Source organism: Pseudomonas sp. PAMC 25886 (genome assembly GCF_000242655.1).
Taxonomy (GTDB): Bacteria; Pseudomonadota; Gammaproteobacteria; order Pseudomonadales; family Pseudomonadaceae; genus Aquipseudomonas.
Genome location: NZ_AHHC01000025.1, coordinates 72,100 through 96,360, shown reverse-complemented (window position 1 = coordinate 96,360; position 24,261 = coordinate 72,100). Strand labels below are relative to the sequence as shown.

The following is a 24,261-nucleotide window of genomic DNA, read 5'->3' as shown; positions in this document are numbered from 1 at the left end:
CAGGATACGACTACCGCGTCACCTGCATCGCTCAACATAAAAAACACAGGGGCTCTTCATGACTATTTCTGTATTCCGTCGCACGTTACTGGTTGGCACGTTGGGGCTGGCGCTAGGCGCCGGGTGGCTCGGTCAGGCAGTGGCCGGCGAGCAGTTGGATAACATCAAGAAAGCCGGCGAAATCAAGATTGGCCTGGAAGGCACCTACCCGCCGTTCAGCTTCGTCGATGAAAGCGGCAAGCTCAGCGGTTTCGAGGTCGAGTTGTCTGAAGCCCTGGCCAAGAAGCTGGGCGTCAAGGTCAAGCTGCAAGCCACTCCGTGGGATGGCATTCTCGCCGCTCTGGAGTCCAAGCGCCTGGACGCGGTCGTCAACCAGGTGACCATCTCCGACGCGCGCAAGGCAAAGTATGATTTCTCCACGCCGTACACCGTCTCCGGTATTCAGGCGCTGACCCTGGCGAAGAACGTCGACACCATCAAGACCGCCGACGACCTGGCCGGCAAGAAAATCGGTGTGGGCCTGGGCACCAACTACGAACAATGGCTCAAGGAAAACCAACCGAAAGCCATCGTCAAAACCTACAACGATGACCCAACCAAGTTCCAGGACCTGCGCATCGGCCGTGTCGACGCCATCCTGATCGACCGCCTGGCCGCGCTGGAATACGCCAAGAAAGCCAAGGACACCGCCGCTGCAGGCGCTGCGTTCTCCCGCCAGGAAGCCGGCATTGCCCTGCGCAAAGGCGAGCCTGAACTGCTGGCTGCGGTGAACAAGGCCCTCGACGAACTGCGTGCCGACGGTACCTTGAAGAAGCTGTCCGAGAAGTACTTCAACGCTGACGTTACTCAATAATGGAAGCAGGTTTCCAACTCGCGCTGGACTCCGCGCCCTTTCTGCTCAAGGGCGCGTATTTCACGGTAATTCTTAGCCTTGGCGGGATGTTTTTCGGCTTGCTGCTGGGCTTTGGCCTGGCCTTGATGCGCCTGTCGCGCTTCAAGTTGCTGAGCTGGATCGCCCGGGTCTATGTGTCGTTCTTTCGCGGCACGCCCTTGCTGGTACAGCTGTTCCTGATCTACTACGGCTTGCCGCAAGTGGGCATCGAGCTGGATCCGATCCCGGCGGCCATGATCGGCTTCTCGCTGAACATGGCCGCTTATGCCTGTGAAATCCTGCGTGCCGCCATCGGTTCCATCGAGCGCGGCCAGTGGGAAGCTGCGGCCAGTATCGGCATGACCCGTGCGCAGACCCTGCGCCGGGCCATCCTGCCACAGGCCATGCGCACGGCCTTGCCGCCGTTGGGCAACAGCTTTATTTCCCTGGTCAAGGACACCGCCCTGGCCGCCACCATCCAGGTGCCGGAGTTGTTCCGCCAGGCGCAACTGGTCTCGGCCCGTACCTTCGAAATTTTCACCATGTATCTGTCCGCCGCCTTGATCTACTGGATTCTTGCCAGCGTTCTGGCGCACGTGCAAAACCGCCTGGAAGCACGAGTCAACCGGCATGACCTGGAGTCTTGAAGCATGATCGTGGTTGAAAAACTGACCAAACAATTCAAGGGTCAGGTGGTGCTTAACGGGATCGACCTTGAGGTCAAGGAAGGCGAAGTCGTCGCCATCATCGGCCCCAGCGGTTCCGGCAAGACCACCTTGCTGCGCTGCCTGAATTTCCTCGAAGAACCCACCAGTGGCCGGATCAAGGTCGGTGACATCGAGATCGACAGCAGCCGCCCGCTCAACCAGCAGCAAAACCTGGTGCGGCGCCTGCGCCAGCACGTGGGTTTTGTGTTCCAGAACTTCAACCTGTTCCCCCACCGCACCGCCCTGGAGAACGTCATCGAAGGCCCGATCGTGGTCAAGAAGATGCCCCGGGCCGCCGCAGATGCCCTCGGCCGCAAGCTATTGGCCAGGGTTGGCCTGGCGGGCAAGGAAGACGCCTACCCACGGCGCCTGTCCGGCGGGCAGCAGCAACGGGTAGCGATTGCCCGGGCATTGGCGATGGAGCCGGAGGTGATCCTGTTCGATGAACCGACCTCGGCCCTGGACCCGGAGCTGGTAGGCGAAGTGCTGGCGACCATTCGCAGCCTCGCTGAAGAAAACCGCACCATGGTCATCGTGACCCACGAGATGAGTTTTGCGCGGGACGTGGCCAACCGGGTGATCTTCTTCGACAAGGGGGTGATCGTTGAACAGGGCGAAGCCAAGGCACTGTTCGCCAACCCGAAAGAAGAACGTACCCGGCAGTTTCTCAGCAAGTTCATCAACAACTAACGTGCGCCCATCGCTTGTAAGAAACTTCGCTTTATAGAGTTGCCGAAAGGCAACTCGCCTCTTTAGTGTTTTTTGGGAAAAGCCCTTTATTCACTGGGTAAAAGTCACCTCGAAACACGCACTTGCAGCGCCCCGCCAGTCAGACCCTTCTGAATAATCCATAACCCCCTGTTTGCCCCGCCCAGCCTCTTGACGCCAACTAACCGAGCCTCTTATCTAACGCCCAGAGGATTGGATCCATTCTGGTTTTTCATTAAATCGTTCCTTTCGGACTACGTCGCCCGCCCGCGCTTAATGTCCGGAACGATTGCTGCTGGCTGCATCAAGGAGATTATTTATGACGCGTATTTCCCCCCCCGCGCTGCTCACTGCCCCGACCTTGCCTGAGGCCCATCGAGAGGGTATCAATGCCCTCGCCGCCACCCACCTGCAGGTCGATATCGCGCCTTACGATGGCATGGACGAGGGCGACCTGATCGAGTTGTTCTGGAACAACTGCTTTGCGGCTTCCCGACGCATCACCGCCGGCAAAATCGGCATGCCCACCCGCCTGCGGGTGCCGGAAAGCTTTGTGCTGGATGGCGAGGCACGGATTCATTACCGGGTCATGCAAGTCGGCCACGGCCCGGCGCGTTCGGCGACCACCCGGGTGCAGGTCAAGACTGATTATCCCGGCGGCCACCCTTCTGCATTGAGTAACGACGAAAACCAGAACCTGGCCGCCGTCGGCCTGCCCGAGACCATTCGCCGCCACGGCGTCAACAGCAGCCAGATCCGTCGTGGCGTACCGTTGACCATCGAGCCGTACCTGAACATGGCGACCGATGACGAAATCACCCTGCGCTGGGGTGACGTGCGCCTGGACCTGCCGAAGATCCAGGCCGGCGATGTGGGCAAGGCGGTGCAGGTCTGGGTGCCGTCGGCGATCATCATTGAGGCCGGAGATGACCATCGCCTCGAAGTGACCTACTGCATTCTCGACCGGGTCGGCAACAATTCGCGCTGGGCGCCAACCCGCACCCTGCGCATCGCTGCGCTCGTTCCCCAGGCCCCGACCAGCCCCGCCAAGGCTCCGCTGGTCTACCAACCCCGCCGCCCCGGCTCGCCTTGTGAACCCGGGTGACAGACCTTCTATGCATATTCCTAAAAGTTAGTTTATTAAAAAATTTAACACGCTTAGGGTATATGCACCGGACCACCGGACATTCCTGATTTTTTTATCTTTTCAACGGATGTGAGGTAGGTATGGTCAAAATTACCCCGGTGCGTAACGCCAGGGCATTGCGTGCAGCCAAGGAGCGGCGCTGATGTCTAACTTGGCACAAACACCCCCCCAGAGTGATCTGGACGTCGCCCCGCTGTTGTTGCCCGCCAAGGTGCTGCGCAACGACGCCGAGGCCCTAAGCGCTGCTCATGAGCTGGCACAGGCTGCACGCCTGCAAGCGGCCAGGCGCGATCAGCAACGCAAACTGCCCTGGGCTGAAATCGAGCATTTCACCCGCAGCGGCCTGGGCAGCATTTCCATTCCCCGTGAGTACGGCGGCCCGCAAGTGTCCTTCGTGACCCTGGCCGAGGTGTTCGCGATCATCAGCGCGGCCGACCCGGCGCTGGGGCAAATCCCGCAGAACCATTTCGGCATCCTGCACGTGCTGCAAGGGGCGGCCAGCGAGCGCCAGAAAAAGCAGCTGTTCCAGAGCGTGCTCGAGGGTTGGCGCATCGGTAACGGTGGCCCGGAACGCGGCACCAAACACACCCTGGACCTCAAGGCGCGCATTACCGCCAAGGACGACGGCTACGTCATCAGCGGCCAGAAGTTCTACTCCACCGGTGCGCTGTTCGCCCACTGGGTGGCGGTCAAGGCGTTGGACGATGACGGCAAAGTCGTCATGGCGTTCGTGCGGCGTGGCACCGAAGGCCTGCGCATCGTTGATGACTGGTCGGGCTTTGGCCAACGCACCACGGCCAGCGGCACGGTGCTGCTGGATCAGGTGGCGGTGGACGCCGAACTGGTGGTGGAGACCTGGCGCCTCGGCGAATCGCCGGGTATCCAGGGCGCGGTGTCGCAATTGATCCAGGCGGCCATCGACGCCGGCATCGCCCGTGGCGCAATCGACGACACCATCAGCTTTGTACGCGAACGCTCGCGGCCCTGGATCGACGCCAAGGTCGAACGGGCCAGCGATGACCTGTATGTGATCGCCGATATCGGCAAGCTGAAAATCGAACTGCACGCGGCCGAAGCGCTGTTGCGCAAGGCGGGCCAGGTGCTGGACCAAGTCAGTGCCGCGCCGATCACCGCGCAGTCCGCGGCTCGGGCCTCGATTGCCGTGGCCGAAGCCAAGGTGCTGACCACCGAGATTTCATTGCTCGCGAGCGAGAAATTATTCGAACTGGCCGGCAGCCGCGCGACCCTCGCCGAATTCAACCTCGACCGCCACTGGCGCAACGCGCGGGTGCACACCCTGCACGACCCGGTGCGCTGGAAGTATCACGCGGTGGGCGCTTACCACCTCAACGGCACTTTACCTGCCCGACATTCCTGGATTTAACCGACCAGACCTCTGGAGAATACGCATGACCCTTTCTCATCACGTCGCGGTTATTACCAGCGATGAACAAGCCCTTATTGTCGCCAGCGACCTGGCCGAAGACTTCCGCCGCGACAGCGCCTTGCGTGACCGTGAACGCCGCCTGCCCTTGCCTGAACTGGACGTGTTTTCCCGCTCCGGCCTGTGGGGCATCAGCGTACCGAGGGAATTCGGCGGCGCTGGGGTTTCCAACGTCACCCTGGCCAAGGTCACGGCATTGATTGCCCAGGCGGATGCGTCCCTGGGGCAGATCCCGCAGAACCACTTTTATGCCCTCGAAGTGCTGCGGGTGAACGGCAGCCCGGCGCAGCAAAAACGCCTGTACGCCGAAGTGCTCGCCGGCCAACGCTTCGGCAATGCCCTGGCCGAACTGGGCACCAAGACTGCCCACGACCGTGTAACCACGATTACCCGCGACGGTGACGGTTTCCGTATCACCGGCCGCAAGTTCTACTCGACCGGCGCGATCTACGCCCAACGTATTCCCACTTCCGTGGTGGACGAAAACGGTGTGCAGCAACTGGCCTTTGTCACCCGTGACAGCGAGGGCCTGAGCGTGATCGACGACTGGAGCGGCTTCGGCCAGCGCACCACCGGCAGCGGTTCGGTGGTGTTCGATAACGTGTGGGTCGCGGCCCAGGACGTCATCCCGTTCCAGAGCGCCTTTGAACGCCCGACCACCGTCGGCCCGCTGGCGCAGATCCTTCACGCCGCCATCGACACCGGCATCGCCCGCGCCGCCTATGAAGATGCCCTGCACTTCGTGCGCACCAAAACCCGGCCATGGATCGACGCCACCAGCGACAAGGCAACGGAAGACCCACTGACCCTGAAAAGCTTCGGCCACCTGAGCATCCGCCTGCACGCCACCGAGGCATTGCTGGAACGCTCCGGTGAGTTCCTCGACCGCGCCCAGGCCGACAGCAACGCCGACACCGTCGCCGCCGCATCCATCGCGGTCGCCGAAGTGCGCGCCCTGAGCACGGAGATTTCCCTGGCCGCCGGCAGCACCCTGTTCGAACTCGCCGGCAGCCAGGCAACCCTCGCCGAACACGGCCTGGACCGCCACTGGCGCAACGCCCGGGTGCACACCCTGCACGACCCGGTGCGCTGGAAATACTTTGCTGTGGGCAACTACTACCTCAACGATGAAAACCCGCCACTGCGGGGGACTATCTGATGGCGAAGAAAAAGATCCTGCTCAATGCCTTCAACATGAACTGCATCGGGCATATCAACCACGGCCTGTGGACCCATCCACGGGACAACTCGACCCAGTACAAAACCATCGAGTACTGGACCGAACTGGCGCAGTTGCTGGAACGCGGGCTGTTTGACGGCCTGTTCATCGCCGACATCGTCGGGGTGTATGACGTCTACCAGAACTCGGTGGACGTGCCGCTCAAAGAGGCGATCCAGCTGCCGGTCAACGACCCGTTGCTGCTGGTCTCGGCCATGGCCGCCGTCACCAAAAACCTCGGCTTCGGCCTCACCGCCAACCTCACCTACGAACCGCCGTATCTGTTCGCCCGGCGCATGTCCACGCTCGATCACCTGAGCCGTGGCCGGGTGGGCTGGAACATCGTCACCGGCTACCTCGACAGCGCCGCCAAGGCCATGGGCCTCACCGAGCAGGTCGAGCATGACCGGCGCTACGACCAGGCCGACGAATACCTGGAAGTGCTCTACAAACTCTGGGAAGGCAGTTGGGAAAACGACGCGGTGATCAACGACCCGCACGCGCGGGTGTATGCCCAGCCGGAAAAAGTGCACAAGGTCGAGCACAAGGGCGAGTTCTATCAGGTGGAGGGTTATCACCTGTGCGAGCCGTCGCCGCAACGCACGCCAGTGCTGTTCCAGGCGGGCAGTTCGGACCGTGGGCTGCTGTTTGCCGGGCGTCACGCCGAGTGCGTGTTCATCAGCGGGCAGAACAAGGCCTCGACCAAGATCCAAGTGGACAAGGTGCGCGCCAGCGCCGTGGAAGCCGGGCGCAACCCGGACGATATCAAGGTGTTCATGGGCCTGAACGTGATTGTCGGCGCCACCGAAGAAGCGGCGTGGGCCAAGCACGCCGAGTACCTGAGCTACGCCAGTGCGGAAGCCGGCGTGGCGCATTTCTCGGCCTCCACCGCGATTGATTTTTCCCAATACGAACTGGATGAACCGATCCAGTACGTGAAGAGCAACGCCATCCAGTCGGCGACCAAGAACCTGCAAAACAACGACTGGACACGGCGCAAGTTGCTCGAACAACACGCCCTCGGCGGCCGCTACATCACCCTGGTGGGCTCGCCTGCGCAGGTGGCTGACGAGCTGGAGTCATGGATCAGCGAAACCGGCCTGGATGGCTTCAACCTGACGCGCATCGTCACCCCGGAAAGCTACGTCGACTTCATCGAACTGGTGGTGCCGGAACTGCAGCGCCGGGGCTCGTACAAGACCGCGTATGAGACCGGGACGTTGCGGGAAAAAGTCTTCCACCACTCGGCGCACTTACCTGAACAACACACCGGTTCCACCTACCGCCACTGAACCAAAATGTGGGAGCTGGCTTGCCTGCGATTGCGGAGTGTCAGTTGAAGAAATGTCGCTGACCCACCGCTATCGCAGGCAAGCCAGCTCCCACAGTTGACCGAGTTGCTCACACAAATACCTTATGACTGGAAATCCACTATGAAAAAAACATTGCTCAGCCACCCAGTCAAAGCACTGGCTCTCGCCCTCGGATTGTTCAGCTCGGCGGTATTCGCCGCTGACGCTCCCTTGAAAGTCGGCACCACCGCCGCCTTCGCCATTCCCCTGGAGGCCGCCGTCGAAGAGGCCGGCAAACAGGGTTTGAAAGTCGAACTGGTGGAGTTCACCGATTGGATCGCACCCAATGTCAGCCTGGCGGCCGGCGATATCGACGTGAACTACTTCCAGCACATCCCGTTTTTGGAAAACGCCAAGGCCGCTGCAGGCTTTGACCTGGTGCCGTACGCGCCGGGCATCATCAACAACGTCGGGCTGTATTCGAAGAAGTACAAGAGCATCAACGACCTGCCCCAGGGCGCCAGCGTGGCGATTGCCAACGACCCGATCAACAGCGGTCGCGGCTTGCAACTGCTGGCCAAGGCCGGCTTGATCACGCTCAAGCCGGGCGTGGGCTACAAGGCCACTGAAGAAGACATCGTCACCAACCCGAAGAAGATCAAGATCCTGCAAGTCGAAGCCGTGCAACTGGTGCGCGCTTATGACGACGCCGACCTGGTGCAGGGCTACCCGGCGTATATCCGCCTGTCCAAGACCTTCGATGCCGAGTCGGCGCTGCTGTTCGACGGCCTCGACCACCCGGAATACGTGATCCAGTTCGTGATCCAGCCCAAGAGCAAAACCGACCCGCGTGTGATCAAGTTCGTCGACATCTACCAGCACTCGCCGGTGGTGCGCGCCGCGTTGGATAAATCCCTTGGCAAGCTCTACCAAGTGGGCTGGGAAGATAAAAAATGACCGCCGCCCACTCTCAACTGCGCGACCTGGGCCTGCCACCCAGGGACGCCGAGCAGACAGAACTGCACCCGGATCTGAACCGCGCGCACGTGCGCTTTATCAACCTGGGCAAGACCTATGACGGCCAATCCGTGCCCGCCCTGCAAGGCATCGACCTGGCGATCCAGCGCGGCGAAGTCTTCGGCATCATCGGCCGCAGCGGCGCCGGCAAGTCGTCGCTGATCCGCACCATCAACCGCCTGGAACAACCGAGCAGCGGCCGGGTATTGATTGACCAGGTGGACATCGGCGACTTCGACGAAGACCGCCTGGTCGCCCTGCGCCGACGCATCGGCATGATCTTCCAGCACTTCAACCTGATGTCGGCCAAGACCGTGTGGCAGAACGTCGAACTGCCGTTGAAAGTCGCGGGCGTGCCCAAGGAGCAGCGCGAGAAGAAGGTTCGTGAACTGCTGGAATTGGTCGGCTTGCAGGATAAGCACAAGGCTTACCCGGCGCAGCTGTCCGGCGGGCAGAAACAGCGGGTGGGCATCGCCCGCTCACTGGTGCATGACCCACAGATTCTGTTGTGCGATGAAGCCACTTCGGCGCTCGACCCTGAGACCACGCAATCCATCCTCGGCCTGCTGCGGGAGATCAACAAACGCCTGGGCCTGACCATTGTGCTGATCACCCACGAAATGGCCGTTATTCGCGAAATCTGCGACCGCGTGGTGGTGCTGGAACACGGCCATGTGGTCGAGCAAGGTCCGGTGTGGGAAGTGTTCGGCAACCCGCAGCATGAGGTCAGTAAAACCCTGCTGGCGCCGCTGCAACATGGCCTGCCTGAAGAGTTGCAAAGCCGCCTGCAGGCCAATCCGACCTCAAAGGACGCCGCCGTGGTGCTGCGCTTGCAACTGACTGGCAGTGCCGAAGACGAACCCGATCTTGCTGCGTTGTTCAGCGCCCTCGGCGGGCGCGTGCGCTTGCTGCAAGGCGGTGTGGAACGCATCCAGGGCCACGCCTTGGGGCAATTGCTGCTGGCGGTGAGCGGTTCGGCCCTGACCGCCGAAGAACTGCGCACCCGCGCCAGGCGCTGGGCACAACAGGTGGAGGTGCTGGGTTATGTGGTTTGATCGTTTATTGCAGGGCGCCATCGACACGCTGTTGATGGTGGGTGTGTCGTCACTGATCGCGTTGCTGGTGGGCATTCCCCTGGCGGTGTTCCTGGTGACCAGCGACAAGGGCGGCATCTATCAGGCGCCCGCGTTGAATCGGGTGCTGGGGGCGTTCGTTAACCTGTTCCGCTCGATTCCGTTTTTGATTTTGATGGTGGCGCTGATTCCGTTCACCCGGCTGATCGTCGGCACCACCTATGGCGTGTGGGCGGCCGTGGTGCCGCTGACCATTGCAGCCACGCCGTTCTTTGCGCGGATCGCCGAGGTCAGCCTGCGGGAAGTCGATCACGGCCTGATCGAGGCGGCGCAAGCCATGGGTTGCCGGCGCTGGCATATCGTCTGGCACGTGCTGTTGCCCGAGGCGCTGCCGGGGATTGTCGGCGGGTTCACGATTACCCTGGTGACCATGATCAACTCCTCGGCCATGGCCGGGGCGATTGGTGCCGGTGGCCTGGGGGATATTGCCTATCGCTATGGATATCAGCGCTTTGATACCCAGATCATGCTCACCGTGATCGTGCTGCTGGTGATCCTGGTGGCGGTGATTCAATTGGGCGGCGATCGGTTGGCCAGGGTTCTGAACAAGAGGTGAGGTATAGTCGGGCAATCTCAGCGCCCGGTATGACCCGCCATGAAACTCGCCCCCGACGACCTCCACCAGATCACCGCCACCACCCTCGGCCACTACAACAAGGTGGCCGAGGATTTTCGTGAAGGCACCCGCGATCACGACGTGAGCCAGAACATCGATGCGTTGCTGCGGCATATCCACGGCGACGCGCCGTTTACCGTGCTGGATTTCGGCTGCGGCCCGGGCCGGGATTTGCAGACGTTTACCCGCATGGGCCATATCGCGGTGGGGCTTGATGGCTCGGAGCGCTTCGCGCAAATGGCCCGGGAAGACAGCGGCTGTGAAGTGCTGCAGCAGGACTTTCTGAAGCTGGATTTGCCCGCCGGCCGTTTTGACGGGATCTTCGCCAATGCGGTGCTGTTTCATATTCCCAAGCAGGAACTGCCGCGGGTGCTCGGGCAGTTGCATGGGGCGTTGAAGGTCGGTGGCGTGTTGTTCAGTTCGAACCCTCGGGGTGAAAACCAGGAAGGTTGGAACGGGCCGCGGTATGGCTCGTACCACGACTTGCAGGCCTGGCAGGAACTGCTGACGGCGGCAGGCTTTGTGGAGTTGGAGCATTACTTCCGGCCGGCGGGGTTGCCTCGGGAACAGCAGCCGTGGCTGGCGAGTGTGTGGAAGAAAGTTTAGAGCTGCATTGCCTGAACTGGCCTCATCGCGGGCAAGCCCGGCTCCCACATTTGATCGGTGCAAGCGCTGGCAACGTGGTCAAATGTGGGAGCTGGCTTGCCTGCGATGGACTCACAGCCCCCCCTGATCCACCTGATACACCACCGCCTGCGCACCCGGCACAAACGCCTTAATACGCCCCTCAGCAAAATTCGCCACCAACCGCGTCCCATCCGCAAACGTGGTCTGCTGCACCTGCCTGTCTGCCGTCAACCAGCGGAAATCCGTCATGGCCTGAGTCGCCAGCCGTTCATGCAGCGGACGGAAAAATTCGTCCTGGCGCTGAATCACCGGCAAGCGCTGCTTCACCGTCGCCGCACTCAGGTGATACAGCGGCGGCACGTTGTAGAGCAGTTGCGTCAGCTCGTTCTCCCGCCGCACATTGCTCAGTTTCAGGCTGTCGAACAGCCAATGGTGCGTGGTGATCACAGAGCCATGGAACACCGCCTGATACAGCGGCAGGCGCATTGCCGGGTCAAAGTAGACCGTGCGAAACGGCGCCTTCAACGGCACCGGTTTGAAGAACACCGCCGGCTGTTCCGGCGGGTACCAGGCGCCTACGTAATACGGCGACTGCTTGTCCCGGGTCATCTCCTTGTCTCCCCAGCCCAGCACCGGCGTTTGCATGCCGTGGGCAAACACAATGCCTTGGGCGGTAATCGCGTTGCCGTCCTCGGACCCTGCCGGCAGCTTGAGCACGGTGCTGATCCAGCGGGACGCGTCGATATTGCCTTCGGCATTCTGTGCCTGGGTCATGCTCGCGCCGGTGCGATAGCTGTCGAACAGCATGCTGGTGGCGTAGGCGTCGAGGAACCAGGCGTTGAACCCGGACCTGACCTGCACCGCCTTGATCCGCGCCTCCAACAATGGCCGCACGCAATGCGGGTCGGTGTAGTGGCCGGACTTCTGGAAGCCGGTCTTGAACTCGCCGCCCTTCAACACGATCGCGCATTCGCGCCAGGCCTTGCTGCCCAGGTGCGCGGTGGTCCAGTCAGGGTTTTCGGTGGCGGACAAGGCGGTTTCATAAGAGTCGTAAGGCGCCATCAGGTAACCGGCGTCGACCCCGGACGTGACCGCTTCAGGGTGCCAGAGCCCGCCTTCCCAGCCTTCGCCCTGGGTCACCAGCAGGCGTTTGAGACCCGCGCCTTTCAGCGCGTGGGTGACCGACAAGGTGTTACCCCAGGTCTCGGGCGTAGCGCTCAAGGCCCCGGCAAAGGCCACCGCCAATTCGCGGCGCAGTGCGCCATAACCCTCAGCGAGTTGGGTCATGTCCGGCTCGGCGGAGGGCTGCCAATTCTGCCGAGCTTTTTTGTTGATCGCAGCATTCAAGCCCCGCAGGAGCACGGCCTGCTCATACGGCTGCTTGACCTGTCGAACCTGAGCCGACTCCTTATCGAGCAAACCATTCAATTCAGCCGCCAAGCCTTTGCCGCTGCGCAGCAGCTTGAGCAGCTGCGGCCAGTCGCGCACATCACCCGGGCCCAGCAGGTCATTGCCCCACAGGTAGATATGGCTGGCACCCAGCAGTTTTTCCGCTTCCGGGGTTTGCCGCAGTTTGTCTGCCAACGGCTCATAACGTCCCTGCTCCACCAGCCACTGGCGATAACGCTTGGCGCCGGCGAGCGGGTCGCTCTCGCCGAGGTGCAGCAGCAGCGTCATCGGCGTCGCGGGATGCAGCGTTGTGAACTCATGGGAGGCCGACAACGCGAGTCCCTTACCGTCGGCCTGCCAGTGCAAGCGGTTGTTGTAGGGATTGGTCATCAGCCAGTTGAGGGTGAACGCACCGTGGTCCACACCCCACAACGGCAGGCTGAGGTCTTGGGTGGTGTTGACGTCGCCCTGCTCCAGCAGGAATTTTTGCCACACGGCATTGCCCGCCGGCACGTAGTGCCCTTCGGCCAGGGGCCAGATCAGGCCGTTGCCCATGGCACTGGCGGGTTGCCGCAAGATGGCCAACTCACCGGCATCACGGGCAGTAATCGTCAGCGCGAGATCACGTTGATCGAGGGTGGCGCTCAAGCGGTAGGCGCCGTTGTCCCATTCCCAGATGGCCTGGCTGGCGCTTTGGGAAAGCGGGTTGACCGTGTGCGCAGGTACTCCGCTTGAAACCTGCACGGCGCGCTGGTCGCTGGGGATAACGTGGATCGCGAGGGTCGCCGGGTCAAGCTCAACTCGCCACAGGGCGTTCTCCAGCACCGTGCCCGCAAGGGCCACAGGTGACAGCAACAACGAACAAACCAGCAGGAAATGACGCATGGCGCAGGCCTTTGCAAACAGGATCAGGCCCGGAGGGTAAAACAATTGGCCAGGTGCGAAGGGCAAAAAAATGTTTCAGAGAACATTCCCACGTCCGTGTAGGAATGTCATCGCAGTGGCTGTCAGGCTTGTTCTTTCTTCGGCTCGCGAATCTTGTACCAGGCCACATACAGCGCCGGCAAAAACAGCAGCGTGAGCAAGGTGGCGATAATAATCCCGCCGATCATCGCGTAAGCCATTGGCCCCCAGAACACTTCCCGGGCGATGGGGATCATGCCCAGGCTGGCCGCCGCTGCGGTCAGCAGAATTGGCCGGCGCCGGTGCTCGGTGGCTTCCACCACCGCGTCCCACGGCGTGTAGCCGTCGCGTTCGTAGGCGTCGATCTGCGTCACCAGGATCACCGAGTTACGGATGATGATACCGATCAACGCAAGAATCCCGAGGATCGCCACAAAGCCCATGGGCGTGCCCGTGGGAATCAGCGCCAGCACCACGCCAATCAACCCCAGCGGCGCAACGCTGGCCACCAGGAACATCTTCTGCACGCTGTGCAGCTGGATCATCAGGAAGGTCGCCATCAAGAACAACATCAGCGGCACCACCTTGGCAATCGGGCCCTGGGCCTTGCCGCTTTCTTCCACGGTGCCGCCGGTAGCGACCTTGTAACCCACCGGCAACGCAGCGCTGAACTTGTCGATTTCCGGCTTGAGCTGTTTCACCAGGTCGGTCGGCTGCATGTCATCGCGCACCGCCGCCTTGATCGTAATGGTCGGCTTGCGGTCGCGACGCCACACCAGCGGCTGCTCAAGTTCATAGCGCACGGTGGCAAACGCCAGCAGCGGAATCGAGGTGCCGTTGGGCGTGACGATCTGCAGGTTCTGCAAGGTCTCCGGTGTACCGCGCTCGGCGTCTTCGGCGCGGCCGACCACGTTGATCAGGTAGATATCATCGTGCACCTGGGTCACCGACGCACCGCTGACCACGCTGTTCATCAACTGCGCCACGTCTTCCGACGACAGCCCCAGTTGCCGCGCCTTGTCCTGGGCGATGTCCACCCGCAGGACTTTGCCCGGCTCGTTCCAGTCGTAGATGATCTCGCCCATGTGGGTATTTTTATCGAGCATGGTCGCCAGTTCGATCGCATGTTTGCGCACCTGGTCGATGTCCTTGCCAGACACCCGGTACTGGATCGGACGCCCTACCGGCGGGCCCATTTCCAGCGGCTGCACAAAGCTGCCCACGCCGACAAAATCTTCCCGCAGGCGTTTTTGCAGGCGGGCAATCAGCGCGCCGCGCTCTTCCAGGCCCTTGCTCACAATCACCAACTGCGCGTAGTACGGGTTCTCCAGTTGCTGGTCCAGCGGCAGGTAGAAACGGATCGCGCCCTGGCCGATGTAGGTGCTCCAGCGGGCGATGTCCGGGTCGTCCTTGATGATGGCTTCAAGGCGGTCGACGGCCTTGCGGGTTTCATTGATCGAAGCGTTTTGCGGCAGGTTGAGGTCGACGAGAATTTCCGGACGGTCCGAGGACGGGAAAAACTGGTTCTGCACGAACTGCATGGAAAACACCGATGCCACAAACAACAGCACGGTGATGCCGATGGCCCACCAGCGATTGCGCATGGCCCACAGCATGCCGCCGTTGAACGCCCGGCCCACCCGGCCCGGCTCGGCGTTATGAGGTTTTACCTTGCTGCTGAGGATATGCACGCCCAGCACCGGCGCGAACAACACCGCGACCACCCACGACACCAGCATCGCCACCGCAATCACCGCGAACAAGGTGAAGGTGTACTCGCCCGCCGAACTGGCGTTGAGGCCGATCGGCACAAACCCGGCGACGGTCACCAGGGTGCCGGTCAACATCGGGAACGCGGTGGAGGTGTAGGCAAAGGTTGCCGCCTGCTCCTTGGTTTCGCCTTTTTCCAGGCGCGTGATCATCATCTCCACGGTGATCATCGCGTCGTCCACCAACAGGCCGAGGGCGATGATCAAGGCGCCCAGCGACACCCGCTGCATGGTGATGCCGCTGTATTCCATGAACACAAACACCAGCGCCAGCACCAGCGGAATCGAGCAGGCCACCACCAACCCGGCGCGCACGCCAAGGCTGATAAAACTCACCACCAGCACGATGATCACCGCTTCAAACAGCGCGCTGGTGAAGCCGCCGACGGCCTCCTCCACCACTTCTGCCTGGTCGGAAACCTTGTGCACGCCCACCCCCACCGGCAGGTCGGCCGTCAGGTCGTCCATACGCTGGTGCAGGGCCTTGCCGAAGTCCTGGATGTTGCCGCCCTTCTGCATGGCGATGGCCAAACCGATGGCGGGCTTGCCGTTGAAGCGGAACATCGGCGTCGACGGGTCGACATAGCCGCGGGTGATTTCCGCCACATCGGCCAGCCGATAGAAACGGTCATTGAGCCGCAGGTTGACGTTGGCCAGGTCCTTCTCCGAGGCGAACTGCCCGGAGGTACGCACCGAAATCCGCTCGGGCCCGGCCTCGATCACCCCGGCCGGGGTCACCGCGTTCTGCGATTGCAGGCTCTGCACCACCTGGCGCTGGTCAATCCCCAGGGCCGCGAGTTTGCGGGTGGAGAAATTCAGGTAAATCACTTCGTCCTGCTGGCCGATCATCTCGACCTTGCCCAGCCCCGGCACCGAGCGAATTTCGGCGCGCACCTGCTCCACGTAATCGCGCAGTTGGCGCATCGACAGGCCATCGGCGGTAAACGCATACACCGAGCCGAATACATCACCGAACTCGTCGTTGAACGCCGGCCCCTGCAAGCCCTGGGGGAAACTGCCGCGAATGTCGTCGATCTTCTTGCGAACCTGGTACCAGATCTCCGGGATGTCCTTGGCGCTGGTGGTGTCCCGCAGGAACACAAACACCGTGGATTCCCCGGGCCGGGTGTAGCTTTTCACGTAGTCGAGGGAGTCCAGCTCTTCGAGTTTTTTCTCGATGCGGTCAGTGACCTGCTTGAGGGTTTCTTCCTGGGTCGCGCCCGGCCAGCGGGTCTGGATCACCATGGTCTTGATGGTGAACGACGGGTCTTCCTCACGGCCCAGGTTCATGTACGAGAACACGCCCATCAGCAGCGCGACGAACATCAGGTACCACACGAAGGACTGATGCTTGAGGGCCCAGTCGGATAAGTTGAAGCTCCCTTTCATCGCGGGCTGTCCTCGTCGATTTTGACTTTTTGCCCGGGCTTCAGGCTGTTCACGCCGGCACTCACCACGCGTTCGCCGGGTTTGACGCCGGCGTTGAGCAAGGCGCTGTCGGCGTCACGGCTGACGATGGTGACGTCACGGGGCTGCACGGTCTGGCTTTGGGTGTCGATGACCCAGATGCGGGTCTTGCCGTCAGCCTCCTGCACGGCGCTGAGGGGCAGTTCGATACGCGGGGCGATGGCGGAACTGAGGGTTACGCTGATGGCGGTGCCAAGGCGAAATGCGGGCGGCGTTTCGGCCAGGGTCAGGCGCGCGCGACGGGTGCGGGTGGCGCTTTGGGCCTGGGGTTCGATCTCACGCACGGTGGCGGTGGTGCTGACGCTCGGGTCCATTTGCCCGGCCACCAGAAACACCACGTCCGGCGGCAGGCGCTCGGCAAGGCCGGCGGGCAGGTCGATGACGGCCTCCTTGATGTCGGGACGCGCCAGGGTCACCACTTGCTGCCCGGCACTCACTACTTGGCCGGCCTCGGCATTCCAGGCGGTGACGATGCCCGCGTGGTCGGTGCGCAGTTCGGCGTAGTTGAGCTGGTCCTTGGCCTGGTTGACCGAGGCCCTGGCTTGATCGAGGGAGGCCTGGGTAGTTTTCAGATCAGTCTGGGCGATGTCCAGTTGGGCCTGGGCGCCGACGCCACGGTTGAACAATTCCTGCTGGCGGCGTGCGTTGGCCTGGGCGTTGATCCACTGCGCCTGGACGCGGGCCAGGTCGCCCTGGGCAGCACGAAGCTGGTTCTGCTGATCGGTGGGGTCGAGCACGGCCAGCAATGCACCCTGCTCCACCTCAGCACCCACGTCGACCGCGCGCCGGGCGATGCGGCCGGGCACACGGAAACCGAGATTGCTTTCGTAGCGGGCCTGGATCGTACCGGCAAAGCGGCCGAGGTTTTCCTGGTCTTCGGATTTCACTTCAATCGACAACACCGGGCGCACCGGTTCCGGCGCCGGTTCTTCCTTGGAGCACGCCACCAACAGCAGGCTGGCGGCGAGTAATACCGTCAGCCGCTTCATGGCTGCACTCCCTGGGCCTGGGCCTGGGCCTGATCCGGCGGCTGGGCGATTTCCACGATCATGCCGGGATGCAGCAATTGCCCGCCGGCCACCACGACTTTTTCGCCGCCCTTGAGGCCGTCGCTGATGATCACCTTGCCGGTGAGGTAGCGCGCGACCGTAACCTTGTGCAGTTGCGCCTTGCCGTCGTCGTCAATCAGCCAGACCGCCGGCGCGCTGATGTCTTTGGTCAGCGCGGCCCAAGGCAACTCGATGCTGGCCTTGGCCGGCCCGTTCGCGGTGGCGCTGACCACCGAGCCCAACTGCATGCCCTTGGGCAGCGCGTCGAGGGCGATTTTGACTTGCACGGTGCCGGTATTCGCAGCCACCGCCGGGGTGACTTCGCGGACCTTGCCCACGGCAGTAATCTGCGGGTTTTCCAGCAGGCTGACGGTAATCGGTTTGTCCGGTGGCGGCTCCACCAGTAACGATTCATAGACGTTGAACACCGCGTCGCGCTCGCCGTCCCGGGCCAGGCTGAAAATCGGCACGGTGGCTTGCACCACCTGGCCCACCTCGGCCTGGCGCGCGGTGATGATGCCCGGCGCGTCGGCGATCAGCGAGGTGTAGCCCAACTGCTCGCGGGCGTTGGCCAACTGCGCCTGGGCGGCGGTCAACGCGCTCTGACTGCTGCGTAGCGCGGCCTGGGCGGAGTCGTATTCGCTGCGACTGGTGTAGCCCTTGGGCAGGAGTTTTTCCTGGCGCACAAACGCGGCGGCGGTCTGTTTGACCCGCGCCTGCTCGGCGACCACCTGGGCCTGGGCGGAGTCGACGTTGGTCTGCAAATCTTTCGGGTCGAGCTTGGCCAGCACCTGCTTGGCACTGACCCGGTCACCGACATCCACCATGCGCTGGATGATCTTGCCGCCGACGCGGAACGACAGATCGGTCTGCACCCGCGCCTGGATATCGCCGGTCAAGGTGACGGCGGCGGCAAAGTCGGTGGACTTCACGGTCTGCACAAACACCCGGGAATGTTCCTTGGGTTCGGCTTTTTCCTGGCCGCAACCGCTCAACAGCGCCAGCAGGCCAAGGCCGAAGATAAATGTCGAGGTGGGACCGCCCATGCAGGCTCCTTTTGCGTGATGCCGCCATGCCAGTGTCTATGCGACTGTGAGCTTAGAACAGGGTTCCTTATCTGCATGGAGAATCCCATACTCCGGGGGTTCCCACGCCGATAATTTTTCTCATGCTCAAGACCCTAGCGGTGGCCAATTACCGCTCGATCAACAAATTGGTGGTGCCGCTGGATCGGTTGAACCTGATCACCGGCCCCAATGGCAGCGGCAAGTCCAACCTGTACCGCGCCCTGCGGCTGCTGGCGGAGACGGCCCAGGGCGGGGTGATCAACGCACTGGCCCGCGAGGGCGGGCTGGACTCGACCTTCTGGGCCGGCCCGGAAAACATCAGCCGGCGCATGCTCAACGGTGAAGTCGCGGTAGAGCCGAACGTGCGTCAGGGCGCCAAGCGCCTGCGCCTGGGGTTTGCCGCCGAGGACTTCAGCTACGCGATCTCCCTGGGCTTGCCTGAGCCAAGCCAGTCGTATTTCTCCCTGGACCCTGAGATCAAGAAGGAATGCATCTGGGCCGGCCACGTGTACCGCCCGGCAAGCCTGCTGGTGCAACGTTCCGGCCCGATGGTGCGCGCCCGGGATGGCCGCGCCTGGGATGTATTGGCCCAGCACACGCCGAACTACCACAGCCTGTTCGATCAGGTCGGCAGCCTGCGGGGTTCGCCGGAGGTGCTGCTGTTACGCGAAAGCATTCGCGGGTGGCGCTTTTATGACCACTTTCGCAGCGACATCGACGCCCCGGTGCGCCAGCCACAACTGGGCACGCGTACACCGGTGCTGCATCACGACGGTCGGGACTTGGCGGCGGCGTTGCAGACCATCCGCGAGATCGGCGACCCCGAGGCTTTGCAGCGGGCGATCAGCGATGCGTTTCCCGGGGCGCGGTTGAATATCGAGCCGTTGCAGGGCGGTCGTTTTGCCATCGAGTTTTATCAGGAAGGGTTGCTGCGGCCCTTGTCGGCGGCGGAGTTGTCGGACGGGACCTTGCGTTATTTGTTGCTGGTGGCGGCGCTGCTGACACCGAGGCCGCCGACGATGATGGTGCTGAACGAGCCGGAAACCAGTTTGCACCCGGACCTGTTGCCGGCGCTGGCGCGGTTGATCATCCAGGTTTCGCAGCAGTGCCAGGTGTGGGTGGTTTCCCATGCCAGCCGCTTGATTGCGGCGTTGCAGCAAGATGAAGGGTGTAATTCGATTGTGCTGGAGAAGGTGATGGGGCAGACGCAGGTGGTGGGGCAGCGGGTGCTGGATGAGCCGGCGTGGCATTGGCCCAGCTAGGCGGTGCCTGACAGGGCCAATCGCCGGCAAGCCGGCTCCTACAGTTGATCGTATTCCTCTGTAGGAGCCGGCTTGCCGGCGATCGCGGCCTACCTGATCAGCCCTGCCACTTCCCGCCTTCAACAATCACGCTTTCCGGCTTGGTGTCATCGCTCAGTTCCTTGCGAACATACTGGTCATACAGCTTGAGCAAATATTTCTCCTCGCCCAGCTTGGCCAGTTCGGCATTCACCCAATCGCGCAGTTCGATGTTGCCCTTCTTCACCGCCGGCGCAATCGGCGCTTCATCGCCCAGCTTCTGCTCCAGCACACGGTAGCCCGGGTTCTGCTTGGCCCAGCTGAACAGCACCAGGTTGTCCTGCGCGTACGCATCACCACGGCCTGCCGACAACGCTTGCAGCGACTCGGAGTTTTTCTCGAACTTCAGCAGTTTCCAGTCCGGGTGGTTCTTGGTCAGCCAGATATCAGCGGTAGTGCCGGTGGTGACGATCGTGGTGCGGGTCGCCAGGTCGTCCAGGCTTTTCACCGGGCTGCCGTTGGCCACCAGCGCCTGCACCGCCACTTTCAGGTTTGGGTTGGTGAAGTCCACCGCTTCCTTGCGCTCAGGGGTCACGGTCATGTTGGCAAGGATCAGGTCCACCTTGTCGCTTTGCAGGAACGGAATGCGGCTCGCCGGTTCCACGGCGACGAATTCGACCTTGTTCTCGTCGCCCAGCAGGTCCTTGGCGAAGCGGCGGCCAATGTCGGTATCAAAGCCGACGTAGCGGCCGGACTCATCCACAAAACCAAACGGTGGTTTGTCGGTGAATACACCGACGATCAGCTTGTCCCGCGCCTTGATCTTGTCGATGTAGCTCACCGCCGCCGGTGCCGGGGTGGCCGCAGCAGCCGTCTTGGCGGGCTCTTCGGATTTATTGCAGCCGGCCAGCAGAGCGAGGCCGAACAGGGGGAATAACAACTTGGCAGTTTTCATAACAGCTCCAGTTCCTTGGTTCTTTTGGGCAGTGTTGAAACGAAGGAGAACTTCTCCAGGAACTGCTGCGCGCGTGCGGTTTGCGGGTTCGTAAAGAATGCCTCGGGGGTGTTTTGTTCGAGGATGCGGCCGGCCTCCATAAACACCACGCGGTCGGCGACCGCGCGGGCGAAGGCCATTTCATGGGTGACGATCAGTAGGGTCATGCCATCCCGGGCCAGGCCCTGGATTACTTCCAGCACTTCCTTGACCATTTCCGGGTCGAGGGCGGCGGTGACTTCATCAAACAGCATGACCTGCGGGTTCATGCACAACGAACGCACGATGGCGATGCGTTGCTGCTGGCCGCCCGAGAGCTGGCGCGGGTAGGCATCGCGTTTATCCGCCAGGCCCACCCGTTCCAGCAGTTTTTCAGCCTGGGCGCGGGCTTCGCGGGGGTCGCGTTTTTGCACTTTGAGCGGGCCGAGCAAGATGTTGTCGAGCACGCTCATGTGCGGGAACAGGTGATAACTCTGGAACACCATGCCCACGTCCTGGCGCACCTGGCGCCAGTCAGTGGCCTTGTCCAGCAGCTCCTTGCCGGCAAACCGCAGGCTGCCGCTGTGGGCCACTTCCAGGCCATTGAGGCACCGCAGCAGCGTGCTTTTGCCGCAACCGCTGGGGCCGAGGATCACCACCACTTCGCCGCTTTCGACGCTCAGGTCGATGCCCTTGAGCACCTGCTGCTCGCCGAAGTATTTGTTGAAACCCTGGAACTCGATCAATGCGCTCATGCTTGGGCCCAGCGCCGTTCCAGCACCTTGGAGGCGGCCGACAACGGGTAGCAGATAAAGAAGAAAAACAGGAACAGCGCGCCGTAGATCAACACCGACTCGTAGGTGCGCTCGATGATTTGCTGGCCGACCTTGATCACGTCCACCACGCCGATCAGCACCGCGAGGGAGCTGGTCTTGATGATGCGGGTATAGACGTTGATGGTCGGCGGGGTCATGCGTTTCAGGGCCTGGGGCAGCAACACGTAGCCGTACAGCTGCGGGTCCGACAGGCCAATCGACAGACCGGCTTCGCGCTGGCCGCGGGGCAACGAATGCAAGGCACCGCGCACCACTTCGCCGACTTCACTGGCGCCCCACAGCGACAAGACCAGCACCGCGCACCAGAAGCTCGGGATGCTCAGGCCAAAGAAAATCGGCAGACCGAAGAACAGCAAATACAGCCATACCAGCACCGGGATGGCGCGGAACAGCTCCAGGTAAACCCGCAGCACCAGGTTGATCGCTTTCGAGTTCAGGGTGCGCAGCACGCCATACAACACACCGCCGACCGTGCTGAAGGCGATGCTCAAGAATGAGATCGACAGGGTTTGCGCAGCGCCCTTGCCCAGTTGAGGCAACGACACCCAGAGTAATTCAAGACCCGAACTGGCCATGCTGGAGCCTCCTTTCAAGGCGGCTGAGCAGCAGCGACAGCGGCAGAAATAACAGCACGCAGATCAGTGTGAGCACCGCGAGCATTTCGTAGGTTTTGTAGTAGAGGGCGATATAGCTTTTGGTGGTGTAGAGAATCTCCGGCACCGCCACGGCTGAAACGATCGTGGTTTCCTTGAGCAGGAAAATGAAGTTCGCAAACAGCGCCGGCAGGCTGAGGATCCCGGCCTGGGGCAGGATCACATGGCGCAGCAGTTGCCAGTGGGACAGGCCGATGGACTTGCCCGACTCGATCTGTGCCAGCGGTACCGCCTCCACACCCGCGCGCAGCACTTCGGTCAGGTAAGCGCCGCCCAGAAAAGTCATGGTGATGATCGCCGCCCAGAACCCGGAGATATTCAGCCCCAGGGCCGGCAACGCGAAGTAGACAAAAAACAGTTGGATCAGCAGCGGTGTGTTGCGCGCCAGCTCGACGTACAGCGCCACCAGGCGCCACACGTAAGGGGTGCGAAATACCAGCAGCGCGGCGTTGAGCAAAGCCACCAGCATGGAGGTGCCGATGGCGATCAGGCCGACTTGCAAGGTCACGCCCACGGCCTTGAGAAACGCCGGCAGCGTGCTGAGGATAAATGCGTAATCGAAGGTCATCTGAAATCCCTGACGCCACAGGGGTAATGCGGCGTTGGTGCGGTCCGGTTCAGCGTGGGTAACGCTGAGTAGCGCCGACTTTAAAGGTATAAAAAGTAAAATTTAAATACCGAAATAGCATATTGATATCACCCAAATAGATAACCTGCGGATTCGCGGTGCAGGCGGATGACAGCTACTGTTCCCGTGGAAGTAGGAAGGGTCTTTTTATCGGCGCCGCACTTCAGGGATAGGCAGCGCCTGGCCAGACTGATGGCCTATCAACAGGCGAGGGAATGAGCGATGACCGAGGCAAAACCGATTGACCCGCAGGAACTGGTGAAATGGCTGGTGGCGTTGCGCAGGGCCATTAACAGCCGGAATGTCTGACCTGACGCAGTACCAAATGTGGGAGCGGCCTTACTGTGGTGAGGGGCTTGCTGTGGTGAGCGGGCTTGCCCCGCGCTGGGCTGCGAAGCAGCCCCATCAATCTGCGGTGAACCCGACGGTGGACAAGCCCCCTCACCACAGCAAGCCAGCTCCCACAGTTTTGACCGCACTCCAACCATAAAAAACGCCGACGCTATAAAAGCCGTCGGCGTTTAAACCTTGAAGGAGGTTTTGGGGCTCGATCAGAACGCCGGCACAACAGCGCCGTTGTATTTCTTCTCGATGAAGGCTTTCACTTCAGGACTGGTCAGGGCTTTGGCCAGCTTCTGGATCGCATCGCTGTCCTTGTTGTCCGGGCGGGCAACCAGGAAGTTCACGTACGGCGACTTGGCGTCTTCGATGATCAGCGCGTCCTTGGCCGGGTTCAGGCCGGCTTCCAGGGCGTAGTTGGTGTTGATCAGGTCCAGGTCAACCTGGTCCAGAACGCGTGGCAGCAAGGCCGATTCCAGCTCTTTGAATTTCAGGTTTTTCGGGTTGCTGGCGATGTCTTTCGGCGTGGCCAGGGCGTTGGTCGGGTCTTTCAGGGTGATCACGCCAGCCTTTTGCAGCAGCAGCAGGGCACGGCCGGAGTTGCTGCCTTCGTTCGGGATGGCCACGGTGGCGCCATCTTTGAGCTCAGAGATGTTTTTGATCTTTTTCGAGTAACCGCCGAAAGGTTCGACGTGCACACCGATCACGGTGACCAGGTTGGTGCCTTTACCCTTGTTGAAGTTTTCCAGGTACGGCAGGGTCTGGAAGTAGTTGGCGTCCAGACGCTTCTCGGCCACCTGTACGTTCGGCTGTACGTAGTCGGTGAAGACTTTGATTTCCAGGTCCACGCCTTCTTTGGCCAGGGTCGGTTTGACCAGCTCAAGGATCTCGGCGTGGGGGATCGGGGTAGCGGCAACCACCAGTTTCTCGTTGGCCTGGGCGAAGCTTGCAGTCAGGGCAGCCGCCAGTGCGGTAAACAACAGAACCTTTTTCATGCAGTGTCCTTATCGAAAATCCGGGTCGTCTGTGACGGCCGCTTTTTTAGTGGATGCCAGCGAAGTGCTATCGCGGCGTGGAGCGGACAATACCGAGGTTTTTTATTCCAGAACAATACTTTTTATTCACTT

The 24,261-nt window shown here is 61.7% G+C and carries 21 protein-coding genes; 12 read left to right on the top strand and 9 right to left on the bottom strand.

Annotation, left to right across the window (positions count from 1 at the left end; genetic code table 11):
* The first annotated feature begins 58 nt into the window (after positions 1–58).
* From tcyJ to MUM_RS0108170, 11 genes are all read left to right on the top strand, one after another.
* The gene (gene tcyJ, locus MUM_RS0108220; protein WP_010168911.1) at positions 59–853 is read left to right on the top strand and encodes a cystine ABC transporter substrate-binding protein; all 795 of its coding nucleotides are present in this window, start codon (positions 59–61) and stop codon (positions 851–853) included.
* The gene (gene tcyL / locus MUM_RS0108215; RefSeq protein WP_010168909.1) at positions 853–1,518 is read left to right on the top strand and encodes a cystine ABC transporter permease; all 666 of its coding nucleotides are present in this window, start codon (positions 853–855) and stop codon (positions 1,516–1,518) included. Before tcyJ ends, tcyL begins: the two co-directional genes overlap by 1 nt.
* A 3-nt stretch (positions 1,519–1,521) precedes the next feature.
* Positions 1,522–2,268, top strand: coding sequence for an L-cystine ABC transporter ATP-binding protein TcyN (gene tcyN / locus MUM_RS0108210; protein ID WP_010168907.1), 747 nt, complete (start codon positions 1,522–1,524; stop codon positions 2,266–2,268).
* Positions 2,269–2,605: 337 nt separating this feature from the next.
* Positions 2,606–3,391: a hypothetical protein gene (locus MUM_RS0108205; RefSeq protein ID WP_010168904.1), complete on the top strand. Its 786-nt coding sequence runs from the start codon at positions 2,606–2,608 to the stop codon at positions 3,389–3,391.
* Between the two features lie 184 nt (positions 3,392–3,575).
* Positions 3,576–4,817: an SfnB family sulfur acquisition oxidoreductase gene (locus MUM_RS0108200; protein WP_010168903.1), complete on the top strand. Its 1,242-nt coding sequence runs from the start codon at positions 3,576–3,578 to the stop codon at positions 4,815–4,817.
* A gap of 25 nt (positions 4,818–4,842) precedes the next feature.
* Positions 4,843–6,036, top strand: coding sequence for an SfnB family sulfur acquisition oxidoreductase (locus MUM_RS0108195; protein ID WP_010168901.1), 1,194 nt, complete (start codon positions 4,843–4,845; stop codon positions 6,034–6,036).
* Positions 6,036–7,388, top strand: a complete 1,353-nt coding sequence (locus tag MUM_RS0108190; protein ID WP_010168899.1) for an LLM class flavin-dependent oxidoreductase — start codon at positions 6,036–6,038, stop codon at positions 7,386–7,388. The genes MUM_RS0108195 and MUM_RS0108190 overlap by 1 nt, the downstream gene beginning before the upstream one ends.
* A 141-nt stretch (positions 7,389–7,529) precedes the next feature.
* Positions 7,530–8,345 carry a MetQ/NlpA family ABC transporter substrate-binding protein gene (locus MUM_RS0108185; protein WP_010168897.1) on the top strand — a complete coding sequence of 272 codons (816 nt, stop codon included), beginning with the start codon at positions 7,530–7,532 and terminating at the stop codon, positions 8,343–8,345.
* A complete protein-coding gene (locus MUM_RS0108180) occupies positions 8,342–9,460 on the top strand; it encodes a methionine ABC transporter ATP-binding protein (protein ID WP_010168895.1) in 1,119 nt (372 codons plus the stop codon). Before MUM_RS0108185 ends, MUM_RS0108180 begins: the two co-directional genes overlap by 4 nt.
* A complete protein-coding gene (locus MUM_RS0108175) occupies positions 9,450–10,094 on the top strand; it encodes a methionine ABC transporter permease (RefSeq protein ID WP_003211840.1) in 645 nt (214 codons plus the stop codon). The genes MUM_RS0108180 and MUM_RS0108175 overlap by 11 nt, the downstream gene beginning before the upstream one ends.
* Before the next feature lie 39 nt (positions 10,095–10,133).
* Positions 10,134–10,760, top strand: a complete 627-nt coding sequence (locus MUM_RS0108170) for a class I SAM-dependent methyltransferase (protein WP_010168893.1) — start codon at positions 10,134–10,136, stop codon at positions 10,758–10,760.
* 111 nt (positions 10,761–10,871) lie between these two features.
* Here MUM_RS0108170 and MUM_RS0108165 read toward each other — a convergent pair whose 3' ends face one another.
* The 4 genes from MUM_RS0108165 to MUM_RS0108150 all read right to left on the bottom strand — a co-directional run bounded on the left by MUM_RS0108165 (position 10,872) and on the right by MUM_RS0108150 (position 18,404).
* Complete coding sequence (locus MUM_RS0108165) at positions 10,872–13,055, bottom strand: glycoside hydrolase (RefSeq protein WP_029615805.1); 2,184 nt, start codon at positions 13,053–13,055, stop codon at positions 10,872–10,874.
* 122 nt (positions 13,056–13,177) lie between these two features.
* Positions 13,178–16,231: an efflux RND transporter permease subunit gene (locus MUM_RS0108160; protein ID WP_010168889.1), complete on the bottom strand. Its 3,054-nt coding sequence runs from the start codon at positions 16,229–16,231 to the stop codon at positions 13,178–13,180.
* On the bottom strand, positions 16,228–17,298 hold the full coding sequence (locus MUM_RS0108155) for an efflux RND transporter periplasmic adaptor subunit (RefSeq protein WP_010168887.1): 1,071 nt from the start codon (positions 17,296–17,298) through the stop codon (positions 16,228–16,230). Before MUM_RS0108155 ends, MUM_RS0108160 begins: the two co-directional genes overlap by 4 nt.
* Positions 17,295–18,404 carry an efflux RND transporter periplasmic adaptor subunit gene (locus MUM_RS0108150; protein WP_010168886.1) on the bottom strand — a complete coding sequence of 370 codons (1,110 nt, stop codon included), beginning with the start codon at positions 18,402–18,404 and terminating at the stop codon, positions 17,295–17,297. Before MUM_RS0108150 ends, MUM_RS0108155 begins: the two co-directional genes overlap by 4 nt.
* Before the next feature lie 122 nt (positions 18,405–18,526).
* Between MUM_RS0108150 and MUM_RS0108145 the strand changes: the two genes are divergently transcribed.
* Positions 18,527–19,687 carry an AAA family ATPase gene (locus tag MUM_RS0108145; RefSeq protein ID WP_010168883.1) on the top strand — a complete coding sequence of 387 codons (1,161 nt, stop codon included), beginning with the start codon at positions 18,527–18,529 and terminating at the stop codon, positions 19,685–19,687.
* A 97-nt stretch (positions 19,688–19,784) separates the two neighbouring features.
* Here MUM_RS0108145 and MUM_RS0108140 read toward each other — a convergent pair whose 3' ends face one another.
* The 5 genes from MUM_RS0108140 to MUM_RS0108115 all read right to left on the bottom strand — a co-directional run bounded on the left by MUM_RS0108140 (position 19,785) and on the right by MUM_RS0108115 (position 24,129).
* Complete coding sequence (locus tag MUM_RS0108140; RefSeq protein WP_010168882.1) at positions 19,785–20,660, bottom strand: transporter substrate-binding domain-containing protein; 876 nt, start codon at positions 20,658–20,660, stop codon at positions 19,785–19,787.
* Positions 20,657–21,433 (bottom strand): amino acid ABC transporter ATP-binding protein, encoded by a 777-nt coding sequence (locus tag MUM_RS0108135; RefSeq protein WP_010168881.1) that lies wholly within the window; start codon positions 21,431–21,433, stop codon positions 20,657–20,659. Before MUM_RS0108135 ends, MUM_RS0108140 begins: the two co-directional genes overlap by 4 nt.
* The gene (locus MUM_RS0108130; RefSeq protein ID WP_010168880.1) at positions 21,430–22,089 is read right to left on the bottom strand and encodes an amino acid ABC transporter permease; all 660 of its coding nucleotides are present in this window, start codon (positions 22,087–22,089) and stop codon (positions 21,430–21,432) included. The genes MUM_RS0108135 and MUM_RS0108130 overlap by 4 nt, the downstream gene beginning before the upstream one ends.
* On the bottom strand, positions 22,070–22,735 hold the full coding sequence (locus MUM_RS0108125) for an amino acid ABC transporter permease (protein WP_010168879.1): 666 nt from the start codon (positions 22,733–22,735) through the stop codon (positions 22,070–22,072). Before MUM_RS0108125 ends, MUM_RS0108130 begins: the two co-directional genes overlap by 20 nt.
* A 611-nt stretch (positions 22,736–23,346) precedes the next feature.
* A complete protein-coding gene (locus MUM_RS0108115; protein ID WP_010168878.1) occupies positions 23,347–24,129 on the bottom strand; it encodes a MetQ/NlpA family ABC transporter substrate-binding protein in 783 nt (260 codons plus the stop codon).
* Positions 24,130–24,261 lie beyond the last annotated feature (132 nt).

Excerpts from the sequence above, each read along its gene's own strand:
- tcyJ (WP_010168911.1), top strand. The coding sequence starts at position 59 with ATGACTATTTCTGTATTCCGTCGCACGTTACTGGTTGGCACGTTGGGG.
- MUM_RS0108150 (WP_010168886.1), bottom strand. The coding sequence starts at position 18,404 with ATGGGCGGTCCCACCTCGACATTTATCTTCGGCCTTGGCCTGCTGGCG.
- MUM_RS0108165 (WP_029615805.1), bottom strand. The coding sequence starts at position 13,055 with ATGCGTCATTTCCTGCTGGTTTGTTCGTTGTTGCTGTCACCTGTGGCC.
- MUM_RS0108195 (WP_010168901.1), top strand. The coding sequence starts at position 4,843 with ATGACCCTTTCTCATCACGTCGCGGTTATTACCAGCGATGAACAAGCC.
- MUM_RS0108205 (WP_010168904.1), top strand. The coding sequence starts at position 2,606 with ATGACGCGTATTTCCCCCCCCGCGCTGCTCACTGCCCCGACCTTGCCT.
- MUM_RS0108115 (WP_010168878.1), bottom strand. The coding sequence starts at position 24,129 with ATGAAAAAGGTTCTGTTGTTTACCGCACTGGCGGCTGCCCTGACTGCA.
- MUM_RS0108190 (WP_010168899.1), top strand. The coding sequence starts at position 6,036 with ATGGCGAAGAAAAAGATCCTGCTCAATGCCTTCAACATGAACTGCATC.
- MUM_RS0108125 (WP_010168879.1), bottom strand. The coding sequence starts at position 22,735 with ATGACCTTCGATTACGCATTTATCCTCAGCACGCTGCCGGCGTTTCTC.
- MUM_RS0108135 (WP_010168881.1), bottom strand. The coding sequence starts at position 21,433 with ATGAGCGCATTGATCGAGTTCCAGGGTTTCAACAAATACTTCGGCGAG.
- MUM_RS0108200 (WP_010168903.1), top strand. The coding sequence starts at position 3,576 with ATGTCTAACTTGGCACAAACACCCCCCCAGAGTGATCTGGACGTCGCC.
- MUM_RS0108175 (WP_003211840.1), top strand. The coding sequence starts at position 9,450 with ATGTGGTTTGATCGTTTATTGCAGGGCGCCATCGACACGCTGTTGATG.
- tcyN (WP_010168907.1), top strand. The coding sequence starts at position 1,522 with ATGATCGTGGTTGAAAAACTGACCAAACAATTCAAGGGTCAGGTGGTG.
- MUM_RS0108145 (WP_010168883.1), top strand. The coding sequence starts at position 18,527 with ATGCTCAAGACCCTAGCGGTGGCCAATTACCGCTCGATCAACAAATTG.
- tcyL (WP_010168909.1), top strand. The coding sequence starts at position 853 with ATGGAAGCAGGTTTCCAACTCGCGCTGGACTCCGCGCCCTTTCTGCTC.
- MUM_RS0108130 (WP_010168880.1), bottom strand. The coding sequence starts at position 22,089 with ATGGCCAGTTCGGGTCTTGAATTACTCTGGGTGTCGTTGCCTCAACTG.
- MUM_RS0108155 (WP_010168887.1), bottom strand. The coding sequence starts at position 17,298 with ATGAAGCGGCTGACGGTATTACTCGCCGCCAGCCTGCTGTTGGTGGCG.
- MUM_RS0108140 (WP_010168882.1), bottom strand. The coding sequence starts at position 20,660 with ATGAAAACTGCCAAGTTGTTATTCCCCCTGTTCGGCCTCGCTCTGCTG.
- MUM_RS0108180 (WP_010168895.1), top strand. The coding sequence starts at position 8,342 with ATGACCGCCGCCCACTCTCAACTGCGCGACCTGGGCCTGCCACCCAGG.
- MUM_RS0108185 (WP_010168897.1), top strand. The coding sequence starts at position 7,530 with ATGAAAAAAACATTGCTCAGCCACCCAGTCAAAGCACTGGCTCTCGCC.
- MUM_RS0108160 (WP_010168889.1), bottom strand. The coding sequence starts at position 16,231 with ATGAAAGGGAGCTTCAACTTATCCGACTGGGCCCTCAAGCATCAGTCC.
- MUM_RS0108170 (WP_010168893.1), top strand. The coding sequence starts at position 10,134 with ATGAAACTCGCCCCCGACGACCTCCACCAGATCACCGCCACCACCCTC.